Source organism: uncultured Gilvimarinus sp. (assembly GCF_963975215.1).
Lineage (GTDB): Bacteria > Pseudomonadota > Gammaproteobacteria > Pseudomonadales > Cellvibrionaceae > Gilvimarinus.
Map to the genome: position 1 here is coordinate 1 of NZ_CAXBFW010000042.1, position 16,825 is coordinate 16,825.

The 16,825-nt window shown below is 57.0% G+C and carries 13 protein-coding genes; all 13 read right to left on the reverse strand.

Translation table 11 applies throughout. From position 1 onward, the window contains the following. Positions 1–865 precede the first annotated feature (865 nt). Positions 866–2,266: a replicative DNA helicase gene (dnaB, locus tag AAC019_RS16465; protein ID WP_339900360.1), complete on the reverse strand. Its 1,401-nt coding sequence runs from the start codon at positions 2,264–2,266 to the stop codon at positions 866–868. 147 nt (positions 2,267–2,413) lie between these two features. After that, positions 2,414–2,860, reverse strand: coding sequence for a 50S ribosomal protein L9 (gene rplI, locus AAC019_RS16470; protein WP_339900362.1), 447 nt, complete (start codon positions 2,858–2,860; stop codon positions 2,414–2,416). Positions 2,861–2,897: 37 nt separating this feature from the next. Further along, positions 2,898–3,743 carry a hypothetical protein gene (locus AAC019_RS16475; protein WP_339900364.1) on the reverse strand — a complete coding sequence of 282 codons (846 nt, stop codon included), beginning with the start codon at positions 3,741–3,743 and terminating at the stop codon, positions 2,898–2,900. An 11-nt stretch (positions 3,744–3,754) separates the two neighbouring features. Then, a complete protein-coding gene (rpsR, locus tag AAC019_RS16480) occupies positions 3,755–3,982 on the reverse strand; it encodes a 30S ribosomal protein S18 (RefSeq protein ID WP_041522229.1) in 228 nt (75 codons plus the stop codon). 3 nt (positions 3,983–3,985) lie between these two features. Next, positions 3,986–4,429, reverse strand: coding sequence for a 30S ribosomal protein S6 (rpsF, locus tag AAC019_RS16485; RefSeq protein WP_339900366.1), 444 nt, complete (start codon positions 4,427–4,429; stop codon positions 3,986–3,988). Positions 4,430–4,666: 237 nt separating this feature from the next. After that, positions 4,667–6,433 (reverse strand): hypothetical protein, encoded by a 1,767-nt coding sequence (locus tag AAC019_RS16490; RefSeq protein WP_339900368.1) that lies wholly within the window; start codon positions 6,431–6,433, stop codon positions 4,667–4,669. Continuing rightward, positions 6,430–7,701, reverse strand: coding sequence for a hypothetical protein (locus AAC019_RS16495; protein ID WP_339900370.1), 1,272 nt, complete (start codon positions 7,699–7,701; stop codon positions 6,430–6,432). Before AAC019_RS16495 ends, AAC019_RS16490 begins: the two co-directional genes overlap by 4 nt. Positions 7,702–7,855: 154 nt before the next feature. Continuing rightward, a complete protein-coding gene (gene glyA / locus AAC019_RS16500) occupies positions 7,856–9,121 on the reverse strand; it encodes a serine hydroxymethyltransferase (RefSeq protein ID WP_339900371.1) in 1,266 nt (421 codons plus the stop codon). Between the two features lie 207 nt (positions 9,122–9,328). Next, positions 9,329–10,309, reverse strand: a complete 981-nt coding sequence (locus AAC019_RS16505) for a 2-hydroxyacid dehydrogenase (protein ID WP_339900374.1) — start codon at positions 10,307–10,309, stop codon at positions 9,329–9,331. Between the two features lie 8 nt (positions 10,310–10,317). Further along, a complete protein-coding gene (locus AAC019_RS16510) occupies positions 10,318–10,812 on the reverse strand; it encodes a DUF4870 domain-containing protein (protein WP_339900376.1) in 495 nt (164 codons plus the stop codon). 64 nt (positions 10,813–10,876) lie between these two features. Then, on the reverse strand, positions 10,877–12,661 hold the full coding sequence (locus AAC019_RS16515; RefSeq protein ID WP_339900378.1) for a DUF1631 family protein: 1,785 nt from the start codon (positions 12,659–12,661) through the stop codon (positions 10,877–10,879). A 328-nt stretch (positions 12,662–12,989) separates the two neighbouring features. Continuing rightward, on the reverse strand, positions 12,990–14,303 hold the full coding sequence (locus AAC019_RS16520; RefSeq protein ID WP_339900380.1) for a hypothetical protein: 1,314 nt from the start codon (positions 14,301–14,303) through the stop codon (positions 12,990–12,992). Between the two features lie 22 nt (positions 14,304–14,325). After that, a complete protein-coding gene (locus AAC019_RS16525) occupies positions 14,326–16,653 on the reverse strand; it encodes a TonB-dependent receptor (protein ID WP_339900382.1) in 2,328 nt (775 codons plus the stop codon). Positions 16,654–16,825: the final 172 nt, after the last annotated feature.

Below are 16,825 nucleotides of genomic sequence, written 5' to 3' on the forward strand. Positions count from 1 at the left end.
AGGTAAAGCCGCACTCTTAATAAGCACCAAACCTAAGTAACGCTTAAATTAAGCTCACCCCTCCCGCGAAGAAGCGTGACGCCGACTAGGATGAGAAGCTCAGCCTCTTTGAATGTGGCGCGTTACCTGGACGACCTATTGTTTGTTCCAACTCGCTGGATTCCGGGTCTACGCTGCACTACGCCCGGAATGACGGTGTAGGTGGTTTTGTGTCTGCGTCATTCCCGACCCCGATCGGGAATCCAGTGTCTATGGATGTGGCACTTGGCTGATACAGGCGTACCGTTTGTTTAAAGTCACTGGGTTCCGGGTCTAGGCTGCGCTGCGCCCGGAATGACGGTGTCGGTAGTTTTTGTCTGCTGTCATTCCCGGCCACAATCGGGAATCCAGTGTCTATGAGTGCGGCACTTGGCTGATACAAACGTACCGTTTGTTTAAAGTCGCTGGATTCCGGGTCTACGCTGCGCTACGCCCGGAATGACGGTGTAGGTGATTTTGTGCCTGTTGTCGCGCCCGGCGACCTCGACGAGCATGAGGTTTAAGAAAACACCACCTGCCTCAGGCATCCAACGTCTATCGGCCAAAACGATCGCACACACGGAGGGGTGCCATTGGCAACGCCAATGCGAGGCGCAAAAATCCAGCAGAGTCACACCTCTGCGCCAGACTTTTTGCGGCGACGCAATAAAAAATATAGGGACGTATTTTTTATTGCAGTAGGTAAAATACACGATCGCGCACACGGAGGGGCGCCATTGGCAGCGCCAATGCGAGCCGGTTCAATCCAAGCAAAGCCGCGCCTTTGCGCCGGATTTAACCGGCGACGTCGCAAAAAACACACGGACGTGTTTTTTGCGACAATAGGTTAATAGCCATCATCCTGCTGACTAAAATACTCCGCCGCCAAATTATCAAAGCGGGTGTATTTACCCACAAACGCGGCGCGTACCGTGCCCACCTCACCGTTACGTTGCTTGCCCACAATAAGTTCGGATACGCCTTTCTCGGCGCTGTCTTCGTTGTAGTATTCGTCGCGGTAGATAAACAAGATTACGTCGGCGTCCTGCTCGATGGCGCCCGATTCACGCAGGTCGGAGTTCATGGGGCGCTTGTTGGGGCGCTGCTCGACACTTCGGTTGAGCTGCGACAGGGCAATAACCGGGCACTCAAATTCTTTGGCCAGAGCTTTCAGGGCGCGGGAGATTTCCGAAATCTCCTGGGTGCGGCCCTCGCTGGCGCCGGCCACCTGCATCAGCTGCAGGTAGTCGACCATGATCATGCCGGGGTTGCCGTGTTCACGTGCTACGCGCCGGGTACGGGCGCGCATTTCTTGCGGGGTTAGGCCGGGGGTATCGTCGATAAACAGCAGTTTATCTTTCATCTTACTCACGGCGGTTGAGAGCTTGGGCCAATCTTCTTCGGTGAGTTTACCGTTGCGCATATGGCCTTGGTCGATGCGCCCGATAGACGACATCATCCGCATCACCAACGCAGCCGAGGGCATCTCCATACTAAATACCAGCACCGGCTTGGGCTGGGTGAATATCGCCGCTTCGACAAAATTAAGCGCCAGCGCGGTTTTACCCATCGAGGGACGCGCGGCAAGAATAATCAGCTCGCCCGGTTGCCAGCCGGAGGTTTTGCCGTCCAGGTCCGTCAGGCCGGTGGTTACCCCGGTAACGTCGTCGCCGGAGCGGAATAGCTCGTCGATACGCTCGACGGTTTCTTTTAAAAGGCCGTTTACTTCGCGCAGGCCACCGTCTTTGGGGCGGTCTTCAGCGATTTGCGCCACGCGCTTTTCGGCCATTTGCAGCAGATCGTCGGAGTCTAGCCCGGCGGGGTTAAAGCTGGATTGACTAATCTCCTGGGCGGCAACAATCAGCTGCCGTAAGGTCGAGCGCTCGCGCACGATGCGGGCATAGGCGGTGATGTTGGCGGCGCTCGGGGTGTTGGCCGCAAGCTCGACTAAATAGCCCAAACCGCCGGCATTTTCCAGCTCGCCGTGGCGCTCCAGCGCCTCGGACAGGGTTACCGCATCCAGCGGCTGGCCGTCCTCTTGCAGCTCCATCATCATCTTTAAAATCAGGCGATGATCTTCGCGGTAAAAATCGACCTCTGAGGCGATCTCTAACACCGCATCCAGACGGCTGTTGTCGAGCATCAAGCCACCGAGCACCGACTGCTCGGCCTCAACCGAGGTGGGCAGCATGGGCGCCCCCTGAGGCTGGGAGGGCTCGCGGTACTGGGCGGTGGCGTCGCTGGGCATAGAACTGAGATCCAAACGTAGCGGATTAATCGGGGTGTTGTTAGCGGGCAAAAAAAACGGGCACCACAACAACCGGTTAAGGTTGTCGATAGTGCCCGATTTTTATCGCTTTGTCAGCGTGAGCGTGCGTTTACCTAGCGGTAACGATTACTCAGCAACAACAGCGAGTTTTACAGCCTGGATGATATCGGCGTGAACTTGTACGTCAATGTCGTACTCGCCCACTTCGCGAATCGCACCCTCTGGCAAGCGTACTTCCGCTTTAACAACGGCAACGCCAGCGGCGGTAATCGCTTCAGCGATATCGCGGGTACCGATAGAACCAAACAGCTTGCCTTCATCGCCAGCGTTAGCTTCGATGGTGACAGACAGTTCAGCCAGCTTATCGGCGCGAACTTGTGCTTCGGCTTTTTTGGCTTCAGCGGCGGCTTCGAGCTCGGCGCGACGCGCTTCAAACTCAGCAACATTTGATGCAGTGGCAGGAATAGCCTTGCCTTGTGGAACCAGGAAGTTGCGACCGAAGCCGGCTTTAACACTGACTTTATCGCCAATGGCACCCAGTTTACCCACTTTCTCGAGCAGAATAACTTCCATCTCGTTTACCCTCTACGTTTAATTAGCTGCGCGGCAGCTATGCCTTAGGCCTAAGCCGGCCGCGAAAATTCAACCACGTGTCGCAAAATGCGACTATAACCAACAGTGCTGTCAAAGGCTGCAGCACCACCATTGCGATATACAACATAACCAACCACTGCACCCCCATACCCCGGGCGGCGACGATGGCGTGTACCAGTGCGATACCGGCAAACAGTAAAGGCTGGGCAAAAACCAACACCCACATACCTGTACCCTCACCGCGCCAGTAGCAGTAGGCCACCGCTAACGCGCATACCGTTGCCGGCAATGGCGCCAGGCGCATGGCGCGAAACTCTGCCGCAAACCCACCGGGGTTATACAACAGCGATTGCCACCAGCGGGCCAGTATCAGCCCCAATACACCACTTAGGGTGGTCATGGCCGCCATCAGAGCCAACACTAACGTCGTGTCGGGCACCGGCAAACCCAGCGGCTGATCGGACTGCGCCTGCAGCTGATTAAACAGCTCGGTGCACAGCTCTACCATGCGGGCTACCGCCTCTGGCATTAGCAGCGCCAGCAGTAAAACACCTAAGGTGTTACAGGCCACTAAGGCCATTAAGGCGTATTGCCAAAGTGCCGATCGGCGCAAAATTGCGGCCCCGACACACACACTGACAACGCCCGTTACTGCCAGCAACGCACTTTGTTGCTGCATTACCAGCAGTACAATCGCCGGTAATATCGCCCAGAGCAAAATCAGCACGCCATTGGCAGCGCCGCGCCTGAGCGTTACGAGTGCAACAGTGGCCGGGCCCAGTAATGGTATCCAGTGCCCAATCAGTGCAACTATTGCAGCCTGTGTGCGGCCGCGCATAATAAATTCAGCGAGCGCACGCACAAGTCAGTCTCTTACTCGTGGCTGTCCGTGTACGGCAGCAGAGCCAAATAACGCGCGCGCTTAACAGCAGTAGCAAGCTGACGCTGGTATTTCGCTTTTGTACCTGTGATACGGCTAGGTACGATTTTGCCAGTTTCAGTGATGTAGGCTTTCAAGGTTTCCAGATCTTTGTAATCGATCTGCTTGGTGCCTTCAGCGGTAAAACGACAGAACTTACGACGGCGGAAAAATCGAGCCATTGGTTACTCCCCCTCTTTTTCGGTAGTCTGTTCTTCAGCGGAATCGTCAGATTCGTTTGAAGATTGTTCGTCAGACTCGTCACGACGCTCTGGACGAGGTGCGCGTGGCTTGCGCTCACGGCTCTCTTTATCAGCCTTAGCAATCGGTGACTCTTCGGTGATCGCTTCATCAGTGCGGATAACCAGGTTACGCAGCACAGCATCGTTGTAGCGGAAGTTGGTGGTCAGATCTTCGAGCGCTTCATCACTACACTCAACGTTCAAAAGAACATAGTGTGCTTTGTGGATTTTGTTGATGGAGTAAGCCATTTGACGGCGGCCCCAGTCTTCTAAGCGGTGAATCTGACCACCACTACCGGTAACCGTCGCGCTGTAACGCTCGATCATGCCCGGAACCTGTTCGCTCTGGTCCGGGTGAACCATAAAGATAATTTCGTAATGACGCATTAATCGCTCCTTACGGGTTGTAGCCTCCCGGCAATCCGGTGAGACAAGGAGTGGCTCTCTTGGTAGCCGGTAAAAGCCAAGAGCCGTTAACCTGGGGCGAGCGCGAGACGCACGTACCCCAAGGGCGCGCTATTCTATGGAGTTTACCGGGTGGATGCAAGGTTAAATTTTAAACAGAGCCGGGCGCCACCATTACCGTGACAAGCCCCGGCAATGGCAGCGCTGCAAAACTCGGGGTTAGCTGCCGCCAAGCACCTGTTTAAGATACGCGCGCAACAAGGCGATTTTGCCGGGCGACAACGCCCGCGTTAGGGGCATATAGAGTGTGGTGGGGCGATAACTGTCATCGATACGTTTTAACAGCTCAGCGGCCACGGCCTTAATGGTAGCCTCATCGTTTAAGGGGATACGCTTGGACATCGCCGGAAACAGCACATAAAAAAACCGCAAACAGTGGCTGTACACCTCTTGCCAGGGGATGTTACCGGCATTAATCAAGGCGCTGTAATCATGGGCGGGGTACTTGCGAAACGCCACATGGTATTGGTTGGCGCACACGGCGTCTATTTGCAGCAAAGAAAAGCCACTGGCATCGCTAAAACCTACCTTAATCGTCACTTCACTCGCGCCGGCAGGCACCTCGACCACCGCGGGAAACTGCAGAAACGAACCATTATTTAACGTACCCGGCGCCGCACTGGACAACTGCAGTACCACCGGCGTGCGCACCGGCCCACCCAGCTCTGTCACCTGCACCGTCAGCAACTGGCCGGTCTCGTCCGGGCTGACATAAAGGTTGCGCTCATCACTGGTAATGCGCAGGCGCGATTCGCCAATTTGCAGGGCATTTTTTTCGCTGGTGATACGGATCGGCTCGGCTTTCAGCTGAGCCACGGCCTCGACGCTCAGGGGAATATCGTACAAGCCGCCCCATTGATAATAGCCATCCGGGTCTGACGGCACCGTGGCCACGTCTTGATTACCGGCAAAGACAGTCAGGTTGCCGTAATCCAGATTGGGGCCAATGGGGCCGGTGTTGGCCTGGCCGCTGGTGCGAATATTGCCGCCCTCAAGCGCCGCCACCAAATCTAAACTCAGCCGCGCGCCCGCCTCATCCAGCCACGCCAGGCCCTGAGCACCGCCCAGTGTAAAATTTTGCAGCAGCCGGCCCGGCGGGTCGGTGGCAAGCTCGCTGCTATACCAGGGGCCAATGCTGCCAATTACCCGCCCCAACGATGGGTTGGCGTTATTTTGGTTGTTGTTAAGATCGGCCTGCACACTGTCCGAGTCGCGTCCCGGAAAACACTCAAACAAGCTATAGCGCACCACCACACCCTGACTGCGCGGGTCATCCATAATGGCCTTTAACACCGGGTCACTCTTATCAATACAAACGATATCCTGCTTGCGAAACGCCAACTGAAAGGTGCCACTGGCCCAGGCCGAGCCCGGTGTTACATAAGGCGGCTGGACACGACTGGGGGAATAACGCAGCCCCAGTAAGCGCGAGTGACTAACCGCATTGCCGTGCACCAAAAGCGCCGGCGTATCGCCCGAGCCCACTTGCAAACCACCGGCATAGATCTGCGTGGTCACCGAGCTGGTGGGGTCAATATCCACCATTACCGCGCCACCGTATGGGCCTTTGCCCGTGCCGGGCTCCAGCCCACCCAACAAATACACGGGTAAATCTTGCAGCGCTCCGGATTGGCTCATCGCGCCGGGCTGGCCGCTAGATGACACTTTTGCCTGCTGCAACACCACCTGGTGATCGCCATAGTAGTTCCAGCCGCCGCGCACAAAGTAGTTTTGGCCGCTGGCGTTTTTAACATTCTCGCGCAGATACTCAATCACCTGATCGTCGCTCTGGTTGGAGCACACTGACGCGTCGTTCAAATCGAGTAGCGGTTTATCGTCACTGCCGTATTGATCGTTATTGGCGGTATCAACATTGATGCTGATGCCGCCATAAAAATTGATTCGCGGTCCGTTGAGATAACTCATGGCGACTCTCCTTGTGCAGGATCTGGCTGTGCAGGCTCTGGCTGTTGCGCAAACAAAAAGATAAAGCTGTAGTTAGACTTTACGGCGCCGCCCGGCACCCGCGCCGTGCTGTGGCAATCCATACAACTACTGGTGGGCTGAATGTAACTCTCAAGCGCCGTGTTGGCGACCGTACCGGGAAAAGGTGTGCCCTGAGGGTTGCCCGGATCGTTCGGGTCGGTGGGCCACTGGGGCGAAATCAACCGGTAATACTGAAACGGCGTACCCCGTACGCTGGCCTGCCAACGCTGATTAACCGCCATCACCTCATCGGTGATGGCGGTAACCCGGGTAATTTGGTTTGGGGTGGTAAAGGGCGCGCCGGAGCTTAGCGGCGATACATTAGGCTCACAGTAGTCACCGGTGCACATATTGTTGTGATAAGACGCCATCACACCGTCGGCGCCCTCGGTATTATCCACCTGCTCAAACGTCGCCCAGCTCCACTGCGGGAACCCCGGCGCGCGATACACAATATGCAGCCCCACCAAACCGACCTTTGCCTCGTGCGTGCGGCCGGTAGCGGCGCCCTTACTGTCATACTCAGCCACCTGCGCCCGCATCGTGTGGTAACGGCTGTGATCGTCATTTGAGGTCAATACCCGCCAGGCGGCTTTTACTTCCAACGCCCCCTCGGGAAAGTCGATGGCATCGGCGGCATTGACCGTACTGGCGTTGTAAAAGCCATTGTTGGTCACGTAATCGTAAGACGCCTCATTGACCGAGATCGAATAGTAGGTGGGGTTGCCCTGCTGATCGGTTAGCCAGCCGCCCACCGCCTGCCTGATGGACTCCTCCACCGGTAGCCCCGCCGGGGCCTTGGCGCGATACGTTAAGACAAACTCCATGGTCTTGCCCGCATCCCAGGGGCCGGGGTTGGCGGCGTTGGGCAAAAACAACTGCCCGGTGGTTTTGTAGCTTTGCCACACGGTATCGCCGGAGGAGCCAAAATCCGCACCACAGTCCGGCTCGCCGCGCTCGGCACTCGCCGGCCAGTTCAGGGCGATAAACTGTAACCATGAGAAATCTGAAAAGGCTATGACCGAGCCATCGGGCGGCGGCGCCTGAACAGGCAGCGTACAAATAAGCGGAGTTTTGCGTTGGGTATGGCTATCGCCCGGGGGCGATTGATCCACCGCTGTGGCGGTATCCGTTAAGGCAACAGGCGATAAAAGCAGTGCAAAGTACAGCGCCCACCTACCCCGAACCTTTGTATTGTTATAGGTCATTCTCAAGCTCCTTTTGATAAAAATGCCTCTCAAGTTTGGCGCAGTGCGTCGGGCTGTCAAGCATTAACGCAACCGCTGCTTAACGGCGCACAAAAAAAAGCAGCCCGCAGGCTGCTTTTTTACGATCAACGGTTTAGCGCGTAGCTAGCGTCTGTTAATTGCCATAGACAGGAAACTTGGCACAAACGTCCAACACTTTTTGCTTAACCTCGGCAATAACTGCCTCAGCGTTGCCGTTTTCCAGGCCGTCCAACACGTCACACATCCAGTGCGCCAGGTCGGTACATTCGCTCTCGCCAAAGCCGCGAGTGGTGATGGCCGGCGTACCGACGCGCAGGCCGCTGGTGACAAACGGTGAGCGCGGATCGTTAGGTACCGCGTTTTTGTTTACAGTGATATTGGCTTCACCCAAAGCCGCATCGGCGTCTTTGCCCGAGTACTCTTTACCAATCAGGCTAACCAGCATCAGGTGGTTTTCAGTACCGCCGGACACCACATCCAGGCCGCGCTCGATAAACACTTTAGCCATGGCCTTAGCGTTGATTACAACCTGTTGCTGATAGGTTTTGTACTCATCGCTCATGGCCTCTTTAAAGCTAATCGCTTTAGCGGCAATCACGTGCATCAAGGGGCCGCCCTGACCGCCGGGGAAAACGGCTGAATTCAGTTTCTTTTGAATGTCTTCGTCGGCGCCGGCCAAAATCAAACCGCCGCGTGGACCGCGCAGGGTTTTGTGAGTGGTCGAGGTCACCACGTGGGCGTGCGGCATTGGGCTGGGGTAAACACCCGCCGCTACCAAGCCTGCTACGTGGGCCATGTCTACCAATAAGTAAGCGCCTACTTTGTCGGCGATCTCGCGAAACTTAGCCCAGTCCACCACCTGCGAGTAAGCCGAGAAGCCCGCCACGATCATTTTAGGCTTGTGCTCCAGCGCCAGACGCTCGACTTCGTCGTAATCGATCAGGCCGGTATCGGGGTTTAAGCCGTACTGGTAAGCGTTGTACATCTTACCCGAAAAGCTCACTTTAGCGCCGTGAGTTAAGTGGCCACCGTGGGCCAGGCTCATGCCCAGTACCGTGTCGCCCGGCGCACAAAGCGCGGCGTACACTGCCGAGTTAGCTTGCGAGCCCGAGTGCGGCTGTACGTTAGCGTAAGCGGCGCCAAACAGTTCACAGGCGCGGTCGATGGCCAGCTGCTCGCTGCGGTCGACGTACTCGCAGCCACCGTAGTAACGCTTGCCCGGATACCCTTCGGCGTACTTGTTGGTCAGCTTAGTGCCCTGCGCGGCCATCACCAGCGGGCTGGTGTAGTTTTCCGAGGCGATCAGCTCAATATGCTCTTCTTGACGACGGCTCTCGTTTTCGATGGACGCCCAGATCTCGGGGTCGTAATTTGCAATGGTCTGGTCTTTATCAAACATGGACACTTCCTACGCTAACGGGTAGAACGCCAAAAAACGACACGGGCAAAAGCACTGTCGGGCTGACGGGACTACCAAGACTAAAAAAACCGGGAAAAAAGAAGGCGGGATTGTACACCAATCAACCAGCGCTGTGCCACGTTAAATTGGGGCGATTAGTCAGATGCCCGACGCCTGATACCGGGCGCGATTCACGAACCTTTTGGGTTAAACCACAAACGTGGGCCCACTGCGCTCGCCGCGGGCAAAGGCATCCAGATTCTCACCCGTAACACGGGCAATCTCGGCCAGCGCCTCGCGGGTAAAAAACGCCTGATGGCCGGTGACCAACACATTGGGAAAGGTGGTTAACCGGGCAAACACGTCATCCTGAATAATGGTGCCCGAGAGGTTATCAAAGAACAGGTCGCCCTCCTCTTCGTAAACATCGAGCCCCAAATAACCGATCTGGCCGCGCTTTAAGCCATCGATCACCGCTGGGGTATCAATCAGCGCGCCGCGGCTGGTGTTAACCAGCATAACGCCCGGCTTCATTTGGGCGATGGTATCGGCGTTAATTAAGTGCCGGGTGGCGGGCAATAAAGGACAATGTAGCGAGATAATATCGCTCTCGGCCCACAGCTGCCCGGTACTCACGTAGGTAGCCATGGCCGCCATTTCGTCGTTAACCACCGGGTCGCTAACAATCACCCGGCAGCCAAAGCCGTTCATGATGCGGGCAAAGCAGCGGCCAATTTTGCCACTGCCCACCACCCCCACGGTTTTGCCGTGCAAATCAAACCCCAGCAGACCATCGAGCGAGTAATCCTGCTCGCGCACCCGGTTAAACGCCCGGTGAATATGTCGGTTTAACGCCAGCACCAGTGCCACGGTGTGCTCTGCTACGGCATGGGGTGAGTACTCGGGCACCCGGCACACCGCCAACCCCAAACGCCCGGCCGCAGTCAGGTCGACATTGTTAAAGCCGGCGCAGCGCATAGCGATCAGGCTAACGCCATAATCGGCCAGCTGGGCGAGTACCGGCTCGTCGAGGGTGTCGTTTACAAAGCAACAAACGGCCGCAAAGCCGGCCGCCAGCGGGGCGGTTTGCGCGTTAAGGTGCGCCTCGATAAAACACAGCTCGTGCTCCGATGCCGCCTCTAAGTAGAGGCGGTCATAGGCTTTGGTGTTAAACACCGCAACGCGCATAATCAGGCCTAGGGCTCAATTTTCTCAACGCTGACTGGCTCTACCCGGAAAAAGCCAATGCTCATGGGGTAGTTTTGTATAACGCCGTCTTTGGCGCGAATAGCGCCGATAATAATAAAGATAATAGAGACAACGCCCAGCGCGACCATTAAGAACACACCGACCACAACCATCATTAAAATAAGGCAAACGACAAAGTAAATAAACGAACTGATAATCCAGTTAAACACCACCTTGCCCTGCTGATCGATGTAGGGGTCGTCGCGCTTAATAATCCACAAAATCAGCGGCACAATCCATCCGCACATAGGCACCACAAAACCACACAACTGCGAAAAGTGCAGCAACATACTGTAGGTGCGATTATCCATATCCCCGACCGGGTCGGACTTGGCGGCCGAACTGCTGCCCAGCGCTTTGGCCTTGGCCTCGTTGTACTCTTCGTCGCTGATCAGGCCTTTTTCTTTTAATTCGTTCAGCTTTTCTATTTTATCCAGATCCATCTTGCACATCCTGTCGTGGTGATTAGAGCACCCAGTATAGTGCGATTACACGGCAGCACCAAACCTAACCACTAACCCCGGTTGCGGGGCGGCGCTGGCCCTGAACAATGCGCTCGAGGCGGTTTTCAAAACCCAGCGCAGGCTGAAAAAACATGGCCTCGCCAGCCACCAACATTTGCGCTAATCGCTGACGCGGCAAAGTACTAACGGGGCGCCCCAAATGATCATGAAACACGTATTTATCTGTCGACTGCAGCAACATCACCAATTCGCACTTAACGCTTTGTTCGCCGTCTAGCTTTAGCTCGGCCCAACTGCCAACCGTTAGCCGGCCCACCTCGGATAACGCCTCGTGCAAACGCTGCCGGGCCAGCGCCTGGCTGGCGGCTTCGCGCTGGCGCTCCAGCGCCAACTGCTCGCGCTTAATACGCTGCTTTTGCTCTAGCATTGCTTTAATACGCTCGGCCCGGGTGGCGGCGTGGCGCCGCAAGCGGTCCCGCTCGCGTTGCTCGCGCAAACGCTCGGCACGCTCAATTCGTTGTTGCTCTAATTGTTCCGCCACGCGGCGCTCGCAGGCCAGCTCGGTGTGCGCATACTCTAAGCGCGCCAAGGCTTTGTTAAGCGCCGTACTATAGGCCTGCACCGGCAACAAACGCCGCGCCTCGCCCGATTCCAAACAATCAATAATTCGCCCCACCGGTGCGGTTAAGGCGCGGTGCCCGTCACGGTTAACAAACAACAACTCGTGACTGCCGGGGGGCTGAAGTAAAAACTGGCAACGCAACACACCTTCAAACTCGGTGCGATACGCCAGCCAATCGCCACACTGTAAACCGTGCGGCTGCAAATCGCGTGCGCGCGGCTCGGCGCTCGGGGCATCGGCCTTATTCGACTGGCGCCCGCCAAACAGCGGCGGGGCAATAATCATTTCGGGGCTCTCGCCCGCGCTGAGTTTATCGACGCAGACGATCACATCGGTAACAAACTGATGGTAGTGCTCAAACACACAGTTGTGGGGAGGCTTTGCCATGTTTAAGCGAGCAACAAAAAGCGCGGCATTTTGGTGAAAGCGCTGCCATTGCTCTGCGGTTTTTACCGGCCTCAGGCAGCCGATCAGGTCGCTTACGTTATCCGTCCAGGTGCTCCAGAGTTCGCGCTCGTCATTAATCAAGTAGTACTGCAGGGCGGGCCGAATGGCGTTGTTCACAAACTCGTAAACAGGCTCGGGCAAGCTACAACCGGCGAGGTGCTGGTTTAAAAAAACAACCACCTCGCGGTGTGCCTCGGAAACGCTCTGGCGGCCCAACTCCGATTCGCGAATACGGCGTGCCAGGGTGGCCGCGCGATCCAGTTCCCGGTCGGCCCGGCGGTTAAAAGCTTGCAGCGCAGCCAAAGCCTCGGATGATGAGCCGGACTCCAGCACCGCCAACAACTCATCGGTACGGGCCAGAAAGCGCTCGCCCAAACGATCCAGCCCCGGGTACCAACCCTGCCAGTGAAAACACAGCCGATCGAGTTGCTCACACCATTCGGGCAGACACCATGTCAGGCAATCGTCGCGCGCGGTTAAACGTGGCAGCAGTACCTCTTGCAGGCGGCGCACCCGATCACCCAGGGCGCGATCCACATCGATATTTTCTTGCAGCGCGCGCAGCAGCCATACGGCCACCAAACCCTGCGCATCCGCGTGGGGGAATTGCGCCCGATAGGAATCCCAGCTGACTTTACCCCACCCTAATAGTGGCAATAAATCGGCGCTCGCTAAAGGCTCACAAGCCCCTCGCCACTGGCCTAAGTCGTCCAGCAATGACGCCAGGCGGTGGGGGGCTTGCCGGTTAACGTGCTTCATCAACATCCTCGTTTAGACACCGTGCTTTAGCCACACGCCACCGGTGCATATAGCAATAAAGCGGCCAATCGCCCCAGCGAGTTTAATCGGGTTATAGTAAGCCTTGGCAGGGATGGCACTGGCCGCCGGAGCGCACGCTGCAGGTGCAAACAGTCCAATTGGCGCCATGCTTTGAGGCAAATACGGAAGGCCCCGTGGCTAGGTATAAATTCTAGCAAATGTTGATTTTTGCGACAAGACGATTTAACAACCTGGGAATGCAAAAAGGGCCGGCAACGCATTGCGCTGCCGGCCCTTAAGTTCCCACCGCTATTGGCGGAGCATCGGGTTAATGATCGTGGTCGTGCTCCTCGGTGGCACTGCCCAGCCAAACACCAGCGGCCGGGGCAAAACTCAGCGACCACGCCTGGGCCAGCTCACCGTCTTCCAGGTCTACCGGAATCACTTGCTCGGCGGCGCTATCCAGCACGTAAGCCATATGCCCGTCTGGCTGAACGATTAGCTTAAGAGAATCGGCCTCGGGGTTTTGCAACACCGAAACACGCGTCTGCTCGGACCAATCGTGCGCGTCCAACACCACCAGCTCGCCATCGGATTGCAATATGGCAAAAGCCTCGCCCCCCAGCACAAACTCATAGCTCACCGCGCTGACGCCATCGGGCAAACTCACGCCCAAGGGTTGCAGCTGAGCAGCGGCCGGGTCGGCCAGATAAAACTGCCCCGAGGCAATGGCAACCGCCTGCTCTACATGATGGTGCGCGCGCAAGGTGCCCACCCGCATACCGTCGGTAAAGTCATCGGCGTTGGCGATTTTACTCGCGCTAAAATCGCTCGACTCATCAATGATCAAAACGCCGTCTTCACAACCGAATAAAATAAAGTCTTCATTTTGCGCACTGCCGTGCAAGCCGGGGCACGGCTCGGCAAAGGTCAGCTCGTGCTCGTAAAGGCCATCGTGCAAATGGTACAAACCAACCGCCGCCGGCAATGTGCTACTGGTGGCGGCGTCGCGCTCAGTCGCCAGCAAGTGCTCGCCGCGCAGCTGCGCCGCACCGTGCATATTGGTGCTAAATTGCAGAGTGTTTTCTAAGCCGTTGTCGGCAATGGTGGCATCGCTAAAGGTGGCAACGCCGGCTGCGTCACCGGTCTCGCCGTTGCCATCGTAAAACACCGCCGCACCATCGTCAGCCAGGGTAAAGTGCGTGGGGCGCACGCCATCCAGTGTAAAATCCATAATGGCGGGTGCCTCGGCGTAGGGGTGATCGTGATCGCCGTGATCTTCAACCCAAACGCCGCCATCGACAAAGCTCACCCAGTTGTCATCGCGGTGCACAAACGCTGCGTAGCGATAACCCGGCACCGGGTAGACATAATCAACCGGAACCGGCAAGTTCAGTTCGGCCACTTCGTCGCCATCGTCGGCGGCAAAAATGTGGACCTGCCGAGAGCCCTCGGCAACCAGCAGTAATCGCGCCGCGCTGGTGGATTCATCGTGGTCGTGCTCGCCCTCATGGTCGTGATCTTCGTGGCCGGGCTCGGCGACGTCCTGCGCATAAATATTGGTTTCGTTGTCGCCGCAAGCGCTTAGCGCCAGCACTAAAAACGCGGCGAATATCGGGGTCATTTTAGAAACGTGTTGCATCGTTACTTCCTTAAACGGTGAATTAAAAAGTGGCTCGGATACCGGCAGAAACCGAACGCGCAGCGCGCGGCGCGATATCTTTAATAAATGAGCTATGGACGCGCGCGGTTTCGTTCAGCAGGTTGTCGCCGCGCAGGTAAACCCGGGCATCGCCCAACAAAGGCAAGGCGTAACTCACCTCGGCATCTACCCAGGTGTAATCGTCGGTGCTGGTTTCCAGCGCCGCGGTGTTATCGGCCTCAAAGTAGTGGCTGGCGCTGGCATTGATCTTCCAGGCGCCCGCCTCGTAATCGGCCGCCACGCCGGCACGCAGCGGTGGTATGCGCGGCAGGTTACCGCCACTGCGCAACGTAGCGCGGGTATAGTCGGTGGTTAAGCGCAACGTCAAAGGTGCCGTTACCTGCCAATGAACCTCACCCTCAAATCCGTAGAGCTCGGCATCGGCGGCGGTAAATTGATACACCGGTAATAACTCGTCCACGTGCTCATCGTCGGCGTGATCGTGCTCTTCGTGGGCATGATCGTGGCCGTGGTCATGGTCGTGCCCCGACTCACTCTCCAACCCGGTGGCGCGGGCGTAATAAAAGTTGTCGACGCGGTTATAAAATACCCCTGCCACAAAGCCCACATCGCCGGCAAACTTACGCAACGAAATATCAATGTTGTTAGAGGTTTCTAACTCCAGTGGTTGCTCGGAAAAATTAACCACCCAGTCGCCCGCATCGTTAGCGACTATGTCAAACAGCGCGCCCACTTCATAAGAGCCCGCGCCCAAATGCGGCCCCAACGAGAGCGACTCGGTCGCCGATGGCGCACGCTTGGCATGGGAGACTGACACAGCCAGGTTATAGCCATCGGTAAAGTCCCACACGGTGCCAAGCGACAAACTGTAGGGGTTAAACGCTTGCTCCACTCGGTACAAACCGCGCTCGGCCTCACCATCTAAACGCACGTCCGAGGCGTCAACTTCTACCCGTTCAACACGCGCGCCCAGCTGCAGCAACCAATCGCCAAAGTGTTTTTCTTCCATCAATGCCAGGGCAAACGAGTCGGTAATTGATGGCGGGGTAAAGGCCTCCTCACCTTGCGCCCAGGTGTCTTCGTGCTTGACGTGCACACTTAACGCGCCGCGCCATTCCGCCAGCGGCTGATGAAACAACTCCAACCGCGCCTCATGCAACTCGTTGCCAAAGGTGGTACCAATGGCATCTCCCTCAAGCTCGCGGTGCTCGTAATCGGTATAGCCGTAGCGAAAATGCGCCTCCGCCAACAAGTCGTGATCAAAGCTGTACTCATTCACAAACTGCAGGCGATCTTGGCTGAGCTCGGCCTGAACGTCGACGCCGTCGTGGCTGTGCCCGGGGATGCCGTAAGTGCGCTCTAACCGCCCAACGCTGATGCCACTAAAACCGTTGTCGCTTAAATAGCTGCCGCCAATGGTGGCACCCTGACTATCGTAGGCCGAGTTTTCCAGCACGCCGTAGGTGCTGTCACCGTCCGGCTCCGCTTCGGCGTAGCCCGGAATCTCTAAGTCATCGGCCTCGCGCCAAAAGCCATCCACATGAAACGCAAAATCACCCGCGCCGGCATTCACGCTACCCTGCACCACGGGCTCGTTGTTGGCGCCGTTGTACTCCAGCTGCCACTGGCCAAAGGTGTCGGTATCTTGGGGGATGCGATCGTCCACCACATTCACCACACCGCCCACGGCGCCACTGCCGTAAAACAGCGTGGCCGGGCCGCGTAGAATTTCAATCTGCCGGGCGGTGGTCGCCTCGGCGGTCACGGCGTGGTCCGGGCCGCTGCGCGACACATCGCCCACGTCTAAGCCGTTTTGCGCCACCAGCACCCGCGGGCCAGATAAACCGCGAATAATAGGCGTACCCGCCACCGGGCCGTAATAACTGGAATGCACACCCACTTGCTTACCCAGAGTGTCGCCCAAGGTCGCGCTTTGCTGGTCGCGCAGCGAATCGCCCTGCAACACCGTTACCGGCGTGGCCGACTCCAACTGCGACACATGCCACGGCAAGCCGGTCACATCGACAACCTCCATGACGGTTCCGTCTAGCGTGATGTGCAGCGCCTCGTCGCCACCGTGCACATGAACGTTTTTGTGCATATAGCGCGGCGCGCGAACATGCAGCTCAACGTCGTCGCTGGACAACTCCGGCAACACAAACTCGCCCGCGGCATTGGTGGTCGAGGCTGTTCGCGTACCCACAACTTGTACTGTGGCGCCACTAACCGGCAGGCCAGCATCGTCTTGCACCACACCCTGAATCGTGGCGGCACTGGCCAGGCTCGACAGGCCCAAACACCCCAGAGTCAATAAAGACCGTTTCAACACAAAACCCCCTAAACGGAACTGATAAATTTGATGAGTCGGCGTATACTCGCCTCAAGGATCATTATGTTATAACGTAACAACAAAGAATTGCAACAATATAACACTTATGGGGACGGTGGACGGTGGACGGTGGACGGTGGACGGTGGACGGTGGACGGTGGACGGTGGACGG